The sequence below is a fragment of the Pseudomonas sp. B329 genome, assembly GCF_023127835.1.
GTDB lineage: Bacteria > Pseudomonadota > Gammaproteobacteria > Pseudomonadales > Pseudomonadaceae > Aquipseudomonas > Aquipseudomonas synxantha_A.
Genome location: NZ_SPKP01000017.1, coordinates 23,736 through 34,113, shown reverse-complemented (window position 1 = coordinate 34,113; position 10,378 = coordinate 23,736). Strand labels below are relative to the sequence as shown.

Here is a 10,378-nt window from a genome sequence, read left to right as displayed (position 1 = left end):
TACCCCCCAAATCCCTGTCGAATTCCGGCCAGCGTGGTTTGACGGGGCGCCTCAGATCAAAAGCAGAGCAAGATCAAGGTCAAGAGCGGCTCGCTTCGCATTGTGGTTACGGGGGCAAGATCAAGAGCGGCTCGCTTCGCATCGTGGTTACTAAAGTTGTGTAGATACCTATGGTAATCGGGGGCAAGCCCCTCCCACACGGGCCTAGCCTGGATTGAACAGCACCTGCTGCATCGCCTGGGGCGGCTGCCCGAATGCACGGAGGAACGCCTGGCGCATGCGTTCGCGATCACCAAACCCGGTTTCGCGGGCCACTACTTCCACCGGGTGACGGCTGGTTTCCATCATCGCCCGCGCCGCTTCCACCCGCAGGGCTTCGATGGCCTTGGCCGGGGTTTGCCCGGTTTCTTCGCGAAACACTCGGCTGAACTGGCGCGGGCTGAGCCGGGCGACTTCGGCCAAGGCTTCTACCGATAAATCATGGGTTAGGTTTTCACGCGCATAGGCCAGGGCCAGTTGCACGCGGTCGGATTTGGGGTCCAGTTCCAGCAAGGTTGAGAGTTGCGATTGCTCGCTGCCGCGGCGCTGGGCTATCACCAGCTTGCGTGCGATGCGGCGCGCAAGGTCGCTGCCCAGGTCGTTCTCCACCATCGCCAGTGCCAGGTCGACCCCGGCGCTCATGCCGGCACCGGTCCACAACTGGCCGTCCACCACGAATAACTTGTCTTCTTCCAGGCGAATATCCGGGTAGCGCTTGCGAAACGCCGGCGCGTGGATCCAGTGGGTGGTGGTGCGTTTGCCGGCGAGCAGGCCCGCTTCCGCCAGCACAAAGATGCCCATGCATAACGAGGCCACCCGGCGCGACTGTGCCGACGCTGCCTTGACCAGTTCCAGCAGGTTGGCCTCCGGTAGGCGAAACTCCAGATAGCCGCTGACGATCAGAGTGTCATAACCCTCTGGGCGGATGGCGTTGGTATTGACTGAAAAGCCCTGGGAGGTCATCACCGCGCCGCCGCTTTCCGATACCAGGTGAAACTCATAGGCCGGCTCGCCGCGCAGCAGGTTGGCGCACTCGAACACCGAGCCCAGGCTAAGGCTCAACGACTGGAAATTCGGGTAAACCATCAGCGCAACGCTGTGCATTGCATCTCTCCAAGGGGTAGGGGAGAGGGGATTGTCGGCGTGTACCAGGCAAACGGCAACCGACTTTGGCGCATGTCCGGAATCCTTGCGGATATGACATTGTGAGTGGTTGCCTCGCTGCCTAACATGGCCCCAACGAACTAGACGACTGGTCTAATCGCACGGAGGCAAGCATGAGCAACGCAAGCAGCAGTGCACGGCAAGCGATTCTTGAACGTGCGCAATCCATCGTCGGTGCCAAGGGGTTTTCCGCGGTGGGCTTGAACGAAATCCTGCACGCCGCACAAGTGCCCAAGGGCTCGTTCTATCACTACTTCAACTCCAAGGATGCGTTTGGCGTGGTGTTGCTCGATACCTATTTCGATCAGTACGTCGAAGGTATGCAGCAGCTGTTGGATCAGCCGGGTTTAACCCATCACGCCAAGTTGATGCGCTATTGGCAAGGCTGGATCGACAACCACACTGGCTGCACCGATACCGGCAAGTGCCTGGCCGTCAAGTTGGGGGCTGAAGTCTCTGACCTGTCAGAGCCGATGCGATTGGCGTTGCAGCGCGGTACTTCGCGCACCATCGAGTTACTCGCGCTGGCCCTGGAGCGCGGGGTCGAAGACGGCTCGCTCAGGTTCGAGCACGCTCCGCACAGCCTTGCCAAGCGCTTGTATGCGCTGTGGCTGGGAACCAGCGTCATGGGCAAGATCACCCGTACCACTGCGCCGTTCTGCGAGGCGCTGCTGCTGACCCAACAGTTGTTGGGCGGCCCTGAAAACCCTGCTACTCACATCGATCGAGGCACTGGAAAATGAAAGTATTAATGGTACTGACCTCTCACGACCAGCTTGGCGATACCGGGCGCAAGACCGGCTTCTGGCTCGAAGAGTTTGCCGCCCCTTATTACGCGTTCAAGGACGCTGGCGCCGATGTGGTGCTGGCTTCCCCGGCCGGCGGCCAGCCGCCGTTGGACCCGAAGAGCGATGAACCGGATGCGCAAACCGAGCAGACAGCGCGCTTCGCCGCAGACCCGGCTGCGCAGCAGGCCCTGGCTACCACGGTGAAGCTGGAAACGGTCAACACCGCCGACTTCGACACCCTGTTCTACCCTGGCGGCCACGGCCCGCTGTGGGACCTGGCGGAGTCGCCGGTGTCCATCGCGTTGATCGAGGCGTTCGAACGGGCCGGCAAACCCATCGGATTTGTCTGCCATGCACCGGGTGCCTTGCGCCACGTCAAGGCAGTCAACGGTGAGCCGTTGATCAAGGGCCGCCGTGTGACCGGGTTCTCCAACTCGGAGGAAGCCGCGGTGCAATTGACCGATGTTGTGCCGTTCCTGATTGAAGATGAATTCAAAAAACTGGGCGGCAAGTATGAGAAGGGCGCCGACTGGCAATCCTTTGTGATTGTCGATGGCTTGCTGGTCACTGGGCAGAACCCGGGCAGCTCCAGCGAAGTGGCCAAGGCCCTGCTGACACTCAGCGCTTAAGTTAATAAACCGAGGTACGCGCTGGCGACTCCCAGGAGTCGCCAGGGTTTTCGTTCGTTCTGAATTTGGAATATCCCCATGCCTGACTGCATTTTGAACACCCCGATAAAGCTGGGGCATCATCGCTTGAACAATCGCGTTGTGCTGCCGCCGCTGACACGCCAGCGCAGCGCCCAGCCGGGCAATATCGCCACCGACCTGATGGCCGAATATTACCGCCAGCGTGCCAGTGCCGGCTTCATGGTCAGCGAGGGTACGCAGATCGAGCCGCGCGGCCAGGGCTACGCATGGACGCCGGGCATCCATACACCGGCGCAGATCGAGGGTTGGCGCAAGGTCACCGCAGCGGTACATGCCGAGGGTGGGGTGATCTTTGCCCAGCTATGGCACGTGGGGCGGGTGTCCCATAACGCCTTGCAACCTGGCGGCGCCGCACCGGTGGGGCCGTCTGCACTGCCGGCGCTGCAAGCCAAAGCCTTTATTGAAACCGGTCCGGGTGTGGGTGAGCTGGTGCAGCCGCCCGTGCCTCGTGCGTTGAGCGTGCTGGAAATCGATGAGTTGGTCGGGCACTACGCCCAGGCTGCTCGCAATGCCCTGGACGCCGGGTTCGATGGTGTGGAAATCCATGCGGCCAACGGCTATTTGGTCAACCAGTTCATCTCGGCCCACTCCAACATCCGTGAGGATGAGTACGGCGGTTCGCTGGACAATCGCCTGCGCTTGCTGCGCGAGATTGTCGAGGCGGTGTGCAAGGTGGTGGGGCCGCAGCGCCTGGGCGTGCGCTTTTCGCCGCTGTTCAGTGGTACCGATCAGGATCGGGTCTACATTGGCCTGGTGGAAGAGGACCCGCACCGTACCTATATCGAAGCGATCAAAGTGCTGGAAGCGTCGGGCATCGCCTATATTTCCATCGCCGAAGCCGACTGGGATAACGCGCCGGACCTGCCTGAAACATTCCGCCAGGCCGTGCGCCGCACCTTCAGCGGCAGGATCATCTACGCCGGCCGCTACACCGCCGGGCGCGGTACACGGCTGGTAGAGGCAGGGCTGGCGGACCTGATCGCCTTCGGACGGCCGTTCATTGCCAACCCAGACCTGCCCCAGCGGATTTTCAATGGCTGGCCATTGAATGCGTTGAAGGCAGAGGGCTTGTATGGGGGGACTCAGGCGGGGTATGTGGATTATCCGGTGTATGCCGAACCGGAGTGACACACGCCCCTCCCACATTTGTGCCGAGTACCGTCAAACTTGGCCGGTCGCCAAGGATTGAGGAAAGCGCCTCACTCCACCCGCAACACAATCTTGCCAATGTGATCCCCACCTTCCATGCGCGCATGGGCCTGGGCGGCGTCGGTGTATGCGTAGACCTTGTCGATGATCGGCAGGCAGCGCCCGGCGCTGAGCACCGGCCACACGTAGTCGCGTAGCTGTTCGGCAATCGCGGCCTTTTCTTCGCGGGTGCGGGCGCGCAGCAGGGAGCCGGTGATCACCGCGCGTTTGGCGAGGATGGTCAGCAGGTCGACGTCATGAGCCTTGCCGCCACCGAGGAAGCCGAGCATCACCAGGTGACCGTCCATGCCAAGGGCCTTGAGGTTGTTGTTCAGGTACGAGGCACCCATGATGTCGAGAATCACATCGACGCCTTTGCCATCGGTCTGTTGGGCAATGACCTCGGCAAACTCCTGTTCGCGGTAGTTGATCGGTTCGGCGCCCAGCTTGGCAATCGCGGCACATTTGTCTGCGCTGCCGGCGGTGGCGAATGCCTGGATACCGAACTCCTGGCAGAGCATCAATGCGGTGGTGCCGATGCCGCTGGTGCCGCCGTGGATCAAGGCGCGCTGGCCTTTATGGGCACCGCCGAGGCCGAACAGGTTGGCCCAGACCGTGAAGAAGGTTTCCGGCACGGCGGCGGCCTGAATCCAGTCCATGCCCGCCGGGATCGGCAGCGCCTGGCTGGCCGGCACCGCACAAAACTGCGCATAGCCACCGCCATTGGTCAGGGCACACACCTTGTCGCCCAGGCTGTATTCAGTCACGCCAGTGCCCAGCGCCACCACTTCACCGGCCACTTCCAGCCCGGGAATCGGGCTCATGCCGGGTTTCATCGGGTATTTGCCGGCGCGTTGCAGCGCGTCTGGGCGGTTGACCCCGGCGGCGTGCACGCGAATCAGAATCTCGCCTGGCCCGGCCACTGGCACGTCGGCGCGCCGTGGCTGCAAGACGTCGGGGCCGCCAGGCGTGGTGATTTCGATCAGGGTCATTTCTTGGGGGAGCGTCATGGAAAAGTTCCTGTAGCGATGAGCGTATGGGTTGGGACCGTAGCGCGGGGTCGGCAGTTCAGCAAGATCATGCCGGGTTCTTTCGGCAATGCAACGGCCTGGGGCAACCGCAGGATTTCAGCACAAGCCTGCAAGTGCGTCGGCGCGGCTTTGGACACACTGGCCGTCGATCATTATTGACGGACATAGGTGGCGTATGAACGAAGCGAGAAATCAGGATACCGGACTGTTGTTCCTGCGGGTCAGCGGGGCGGTGTTCCTGTTGTGTGTGCATGGGTTGCCCAAGCTGCTCAACTACGGCGAACAGTTGAAGCTGATCGAAGACCCGTTTCACCTGGGGGGCCAGGTCACCTTGCTGCTGGCGATCTTTGCCGAGGTGCTGTGCCCATTGCTGATCATTGCGGGCGTGCTGGTGCGCCTGGCGTGCGTGCCGATCCTGGCGGTGCTGGTCATCGCTTTGCTGGTGGTGCATCCAGAGTGGACGCTGTGGGAGGGGCAGTTCGGCTGGCTGCTGTTGATCATCTTTACCAGCATCCTCATTGCCGGGCCGGGGCGGCTGGTAGTGGTTCAGCGCTTTGCCTGAGCAAAAAAAGGCCGGGCGAACCCGGCCAAACAAGCAGAGGAGGTTGCAAGCGGTTCAGCGGCTGAGGAACGCCAACAGGTCTTCATTGAGCTGCTGGGTGTGGGTCGCGGCAAACCCGTGGGGTGCATCCTTGTAGACCTTCAGTTGCGCGCCGTTGATCATTTCGGCAGCCACCTTGCCGGTGGTTTCGAACGGCACGATCTGGTCGCCGTCGCCATGGATCACCAGGGTCGGCACGTCGATTTTGGCCATGTCCGGGCGGAAGTCGGTTTCGGAGAAGGCGCTGACGCAATCCACGGTCGACTTGAGCGAGGCAAGCATCGCGATCTGCAGGGTCTGGCTGAGCACACCCTCCGAGACTTGCTGGCCCTTGTTGATACCGAAGAACGGCGTATTGAAATCGCTGATGAATTGGGCGCGATCCTTCAACAGGCCGGCCTTGATGCCATCGAACACCTCGGTGGGGACGCCTTGGGGATAGTCGGGCTGCTGGCCGAAGATCGGCGTCACGGCACCCAGCAACACCAGGCCGGCGACACGAGCGCTGCCATGGCGGGCGATGTAGCGCGCCACATCACCGCCACCCATGGAAAAGCCCACCAGGGTCACGTCCTTCAGGTCCAGGTGTTCGATCAACTGCGCGATATCGTCAGCGAAGGTGTCGTAGTCGTTACCGGTCCAGGGTTGGTCCGAGCGGCCAAAGCCACGGCGGTCGAACGCGATAGTGCGAAAGCCGCGGCTGCTCAGGTACTCCATCTGGTATTCCCACATGTCGGCATCCAGCGGCCAGCCGTGGCTGAACAGCACGGGCTTGCCGCTGCCCCAGTCCTTGAAGTAGATCTGGGTACCGTCTTTGGCAACGAAGGTGCTCATCTGAATCTCCTTGCTTGAGTTAAAAAAGCGCTGAAAAAACCGTATCACTATTGCCGTTAACCTGAGCCCAGGCTTGTATGGGTGTGCTCGCCTGAGGTTACCAACTGAACTTGAGTTCCATGCCCAGGTAGTTGCTGTCGTGCCCACCGGCATCACGCAGGGTCTGGCCAGCCGCGTAGTGCACGGCCTCGATTGCACCGCTGATGTTGGAGGTAAACGCGTAGTCGGTGCGCACTTGGCCATAGGCGCCGGTCCAGCGTTGACCCTGGCCAGCCGTTCCGGCGACGGCGAGGTTGGGTTGGGTATAAACCGCGTCCGCGGTGGTCTGCCGCCACAACAGGCCGACAGCGGTTTGCACGCTCAGCTTGGCGATGGGTTTGACGGTGATTGATGGCTTGACGTGGATCAGGTTGCTGTAGCCCGTATAACCGGCCAGGGAAAAGTAGTAGCCGTTGGGGAACAGTGGGTTGAAGGTGCCGACGCGGCCATCACCGCGCTTGCGGTCACCGGAGGCGACATCCACTTGCAGGCCGAGGCGCGGTGTCCAGGCCAGCGTGTCGAAGGTGTAGCCGGTACGGCTGCCGCCGGCCCAGGCGCGGATCGCCTGGCTGCCCACCGACCCCTTTTGCAGCATGGCTTCGATATCCCAGTCGAAGCCCCGGGCCGCGCCGCCCAGGCGTACGTCGAGCAACTGGCGGGTCTCGTTGCCGTCGGCATCCAGGTAATGGGCGGCACGGCGCTCGTAGACGCCGTAATAGGCCGACAACTCATTGCTGCCGCCCACCAGCCGCTCGACCCGCAGCATGTGGAAGCGCGCGTCACGATTGGATTTGTCGTCAAAGTGCCGGCCATCCTGGTATTGCACCGGTTGGCTGGCGATCCCGATAAAACGCCACTGGGGCGTTTCCCAATCGGCCCACAGCGCGTCGAAGGACTGGCGCACATTCGGGCCATCGCGCGACGAAATAAAGCGCTGCAAATCGAAGGCAAAGTCCTGGCGACCCGCCCGAGCCTTAAAGGTGCCGGCGCTGAAGGTCTTCACGTATTCGGCAAAGGCCAGGCGCAGGTCTACGCGGTTCTGGTCGGCGCCGCCGATGGTGGTTTTGTCATAGGCCCGTACATCTTCCAGCTGGGTGAACAGCCGCCAGTGTTTGTTGAGGTGCAAGTCGGCGTGCACCTGAAAACGCTGGATCAGGTAGCGATCACGCGCTACATCGCGCACGCCGAAGCCGCTGGCGTCGTTCATCTCGAAGCGTTCGCGCAACGTCGCACCCATGGACAGGTAGGTGAACGGGTTGGCGGCGGACAGCGGGATGTACTTGAGGTTGTCCAACGGTTGCGTGCGCAATGCCGGATCCTTGAGCACAGACCAGTCTTCCTGCCAGCGATTGGCCTTGATGGCCGGGCGGGTCGGTTGATTGTCGGCATGTACGCTGCCCACCACCAGCGGCCACAGCACGGCCAGGCCCCAGCCTGTACGACGGATCATTTCGCCGCGATGAGTTGGTGAATTTCCGCGACGTAACCGCCCGGGAATTGCACCAATGCGCTGCGACGGCCTTTGCTGGCGAAGCTCGGCACCAGTACGGTAGCGCCCGAGCCCGTGGCTTTGGCCAGGGTGGCCGTCAGGTCGGCTACCTCATAGCCGGTGGTTTCATGGCCAAAGGGGTAGGGCAGTTGGCCGTTGGTCACCAGTACCGCCATACGCCCAAAGGGCGACGTGATTTCGACGCGTCGGTAAGTGCCGCCAGCCTGGCCCACCTCCACAGCAGGTGCGTGCTTGTCATCGGCTACCACTTTGCCGTGGGAGAAGCCAAGGAACGCCTTGATAAAGCGGTCGGCGCGATCGGCGCTGAGGTACACGCGGTTTTCCGGCACCGTCTGGAAGGCGGCGTAGTCGGGAGCCTTGGTGTGCCAATACAGCTGCATGTTCACGCCGCCCGGCCACTGCACCACCGCATCGCGGCCGATGGGATCGGGAAAATCGCTGACGATGACCGCAGCGCCGTTGTCCCGAGCTGCCTTCAGGGCCACGTCCATGTCCTTGACCAGATAACCATTGCGCTCCTGGCCGAAAGGATGGGGGATGGGCGTGGTGAAGCCGAACAGTGACACCGTGCCGGCCGGGGTCTGCAACAGTTGCGAAGTGGTGCTGCTCGGCACCGGCAGCACATTGACCACCACCTGGGGCGTGCTCTTGCCCCCGAACGTGGCCAGGAAACTCTGGGCAAAACCCTCTACATCAGCGGGTGCTACATACACATGGCTGGTGTCGTATTGCGGCGCCACAGCCACTACCGGCGTGGCCGCCCATGCGCTGCCCGCCATGGCCCCGGCCAGCAATGTCACGGCCAGGGTTACCGCCCTCACTTTTCTGTACATGCCTACTCTCCAGCGCTTTTAAGAAAGTCAAAAGCTTAGGGGGCGGGCGGTGACGCCGATTGTATGGGCGTGCTTGGTTGAACGGTTCAGCGTCAATGGCATTGCCCGCACCTGTTGCGGTTCGCTGATCGGCCGTATCCAGAAAGCCCGGGAGATGCTGGGTTCTGCGCCGAACAGAGGATTGTCCGGGATGTGGAAATGATCGATATGCAGGGCATCAACGAGGCGTATAGCTTATCTTTAGCTGACCCACCGCTATCGGGATCAAGCTCCCTTCCACATGCACAGTGGGGTGTTCATTCCAGTCGCGCCAGCCAGGAGGAGTCATGTCGACCGTTGTTCGTCTCGCCCAAGCAGCCGATGCCCAGGGCATCAGCCAGGTCATTCTGGCGGCCTTGCACAGCAGCAATGCACGGGATTATCCAGCAGATGTGATTGCTCGCGTCGCCACTCACTTCACGCCCGATGCGGTTCTGGAACTGCTCAACCGCCGTATTGTGCTGGTGGCTACCCAGGACCATTCAATCGTCGCCACCGCTGCCCTTGATGCCAACGTGGTGCGTTCGGTCTTCGTCAATCCCGAGCTGCAAGGGCAGGGTATCGGCCGTTTGTTGATGATCGAGATCGAACTGCGTGCCCGCGAAGCCGGGGTGACGGTGTTGAGTGTGCCGTCATCACTGACCGCCGAGCCGTTCTACAGCAAGCTGGGTTTTCACACCGTGCGCGATGTCTACCATGGCAACGAGCGCACGCTGGTCATGGAAAAGACCTTGCTGTCACGGCATCCCATCGGCCCCTACCGCGACCGGCAGCATCGCGCCCAAGTGATTGAGTTATGGCAGCAGGCGTTTGGCTATGACACCGCACACAACCTGCCGAGCCTGGCGATTGACAAGAAGCTGGCGGTCAACGATGGGCTGTTCTTCGTGGCCACCGACAAGAAAGCCGTGATTGGTACGATTCTCGCGGGCTATGACGGCCATCGTGGCTGGTTGTACTCGGTGGCGGTGCATGACGACTATCGTCGCCATGGTTTGGGATCGTCGCTGGTGCGCCATGCCGAGCAGGCGTTGACGGCCTTGGGCTGCATGAAGATCAACCTGCAGATCACCGGCGGCAATGACGTCGTGGTGGGGTTTTATGAGGCGTTGGGGTATGGGGTGGAGCCGAGGATCAGTATGGGTAAGAGGATTGCAGAAAATATCAACGGTTGACGCGCATGACCGACGGCAACCTGGTCATGGCTGGTGAGCTTTATTTCTTCGCTTTTTTTCGTTTTTTTATGGCATAGGCTGTCATTTTGGCGAAAGCGTTGGCGACGTTCAGGTAATGCGCCTTGTCATCGTTATCGTAGTCTCCATCGCCGTCGACGTCATCGGGTGCCGAGGCGGTATCGTAAATCCCGTCGTGCTTGCTGGATGACGCGTAAACGGCCCAATCAAGGTCGTTGTTAATGTAAGTTTCCATCACGATTTCTTTACTACCGTCATTCTCGAAATCTTCTGCGGACACACGTAATTCATAGATCGCCATGATGGGCTCCTGCTGGGTTTAGAAGGAGAGTTAACTTAGGTGTGCCGATTTTTACTGTCTACTGTCAATCTTCACAGGTGATTGCACATCCAGTAACCCACCGCATAA

The 10,378-nt window shown here is 61.1% G+C and carries 11 protein-coding genes; 5 read left to right on the top strand and 6 right to left on the bottom strand.

The genetic code is table 11. The features are described from left to right. Positions 1–204 precede the first annotated feature (204 nt). The gene (locus E4P00_RS11425; RefSeq protein ID WP_248131496.1) at positions 205–1,143 is read right to left on the bottom strand and encodes a GlxA family transcriptional regulator; all 939 of its coding nucleotides are present in this window, start codon (positions 1,141–1,143) and stop codon (positions 205–207) included. Between the two features lie 173 nt (positions 1,144–1,316). Between E4P00_RS11425 and E4P00_RS11420 the strand changes: the two genes are divergently transcribed. The 3 genes from E4P00_RS11420 to E4P00_RS11410 all read left to right on the top strand — a co-directional run bounded on the left by E4P00_RS11420 (position 1,317) and on the right by E4P00_RS11410 (position 3,829). After that, complete coding sequence (locus tag E4P00_RS11420) at positions 1,317–1,946, top strand: TetR/AcrR family transcriptional regulator (protein ID WP_032880456.1); 630 nt, start codon at positions 1,317–1,319, stop codon at positions 1,944–1,946. Further along, the gene (locus E4P00_RS11415) at positions 1,943–2,620 is read left to right on the top strand and encodes a type 1 glutamine amidotransferase domain-containing protein (protein WP_078821754.1); all 678 of its coding nucleotides are present in this window, start codon (positions 1,943–1,945) and stop codon (positions 2,618–2,620) included. The genes E4P00_RS11420 and E4P00_RS11415 overlap by 4 nt, the downstream gene beginning before the upstream one ends. A gap of 78 nt (positions 2,621–2,698) precedes the next feature. Continuing rightward, positions 2,699–3,829 carry an alkene reductase gene (locus tag E4P00_RS11410; protein WP_248131494.1) on the top strand — a complete coding sequence of 377 codons (1,131 nt, stop codon included), beginning with the start codon at positions 2,699–2,701 and terminating at the stop codon, positions 3,827–3,829. Positions 3,830–3,900: 71 nt separating this feature from the next. Here E4P00_RS11410 and E4P00_RS11405 read toward each other — a convergent pair whose 3' ends face one another. After that, positions 3,901–4,899 (bottom strand): NAD(P)H-quinone oxidoreductase, encoded by a 999-nt coding sequence (locus E4P00_RS11405; protein WP_078821753.1) that lies wholly within the window; start codon positions 4,897–4,899, stop codon positions 3,901–3,903. Between the two features lie 196 nt (positions 4,900–5,095). Between E4P00_RS11405 and E4P00_RS11400 the strand changes: the two genes are divergently transcribed. Continuing rightward, complete coding sequence (locus E4P00_RS11400) at positions 5,096–5,482, top strand: DoxX family protein (RefSeq protein WP_032880465.1); 387 nt, start codon at positions 5,096–5,098, stop codon at positions 5,480–5,482. A gap of 54 nt (positions 5,483–5,536) precedes the next feature. On the opposite strand, the gene E4P00_RS11395 is transcribed toward E4P00_RS11400, so the two are convergent. The 3 genes from E4P00_RS11395 to E4P00_RS11385 form a co-directional block, all read right to left on the bottom strand. Beyond that, a complete protein-coding gene (locus E4P00_RS11395) occupies positions 5,537–6,355 on the bottom strand; it encodes an alpha/beta hydrolase (protein ID WP_005789458.1) in 819 nt (272 codons plus the stop codon). 97 nt (positions 6,356–6,452) lie between these two features. Continuing rightward, entirely contained in the window at positions 6,453–7,844 is a 1,392-nt protein-coding gene (locus E4P00_RS11390; protein ID WP_078821751.1) for an alginate export family protein, read from the bottom strand. Then, positions 7,841–8,737: a hypothetical protein gene (locus tag E4P00_RS11385; RefSeq protein ID WP_032880472.1), complete on the bottom strand. Its 897-nt coding sequence runs from the start codon at positions 8,735–8,737 to the stop codon at positions 7,841–7,843. Before E4P00_RS11385 ends, E4P00_RS11390 begins: the two co-directional genes overlap by 4 nt. A 326-nt stretch (positions 8,738–9,063) precedes the next feature. Between E4P00_RS11385 and E4P00_RS11380 the strand changes: the two genes are divergently transcribed. Beyond that, positions 9,064–9,951 carry a GNAT family acetyltransferase gene (locus E4P00_RS11380; protein WP_078821750.1) on the top strand — a complete coding sequence of 296 codons (888 nt, stop codon included), beginning with the start codon at positions 9,064–9,066 and terminating at the stop codon, positions 9,949–9,951. 40 nt (positions 9,952–9,991) lie between these two features. On the opposite strand, the gene E4P00_RS11375 is transcribed toward E4P00_RS11380, so the two are convergent. Beyond that, positions 9,992–10,270 carry a hypothetical protein gene (locus tag E4P00_RS11375; protein ID WP_103735479.1) on the bottom strand — a complete coding sequence of 93 codons (279 nt, stop codon included), beginning with the start codon at positions 10,268–10,270 and terminating at the stop codon, positions 9,992–9,994. Positions 10,271–10,378: the final 108 nt, after the last annotated feature.

Coding starts and splice junctions, on each gene's coding strand:
- E4P00_RS11400 (WP_032880465.1), top strand. CDS start 5,096: ATGAACGAAGCGAGAAATCAGGATACCGGACTGTTGTTCCTGCGGGTC.
- E4P00_RS11380 (WP_078821750.1), top strand. CDS start 9,064: ATGTCGACCGTTGTTCGTCTCGCCCAAGCAGCCGATGCCCAGGGCATC.
- E4P00_RS11375 (WP_103735479.1), bottom strand. CDS start 10,270: ATGGCGATCTATGAATTACGTGTGTCCGCAGAAGATTTCGAGAATGAC.
- E4P00_RS11395 (WP_005789458.1), bottom strand. CDS start 6,355: ATGAGCACCTTCGTTGCCAAAGACGGTACCCAGATCTACTTCAAGGAC.
- E4P00_RS11405 (WP_078821753.1), bottom strand. CDS start 4,899: ATGACGCTCCCCCAAGAAATGACCCTGATCGAAATCACCACGCCTGGC.
- E4P00_RS11410 (WP_248131494.1), top strand. CDS start 2,699: ATGCCTGACTGCATTTTGAACACCCCGATAAAGCTGGGGCATCATCGC.
- E4P00_RS11420 (WP_032880456.1), top strand. CDS start 1,317: ATGAGCAACGCAAGCAGCAGTGCACGGCAAGCGATTCTTGAACGTGCG.
- E4P00_RS11425 (WP_248131496.1), bottom strand. CDS start 1,143: ATGCACAGCGTTGCGCTGATGGTTTACCCGAATTTCCAGTCGTTGAGC.
- E4P00_RS11385 (WP_032880472.1), bottom strand. CDS start 8,737: ATGTACAGAAAAGTGAGGGCGGTAACCCTGGCCGTGACATTGCTGGCC.
- E4P00_RS11390 (WP_078821751.1), bottom strand. CDS start 7,844: ATGATCCGTCGTACAGGCTGGGGCCTGGCCGTGCTGTGGCCGCTGGTG.
- E4P00_RS11415 (WP_078821754.1), top strand. CDS start 1,943: ATGAAAGTATTAATGGTACTGACCTCTCACGACCAGCTTGGCGATACC.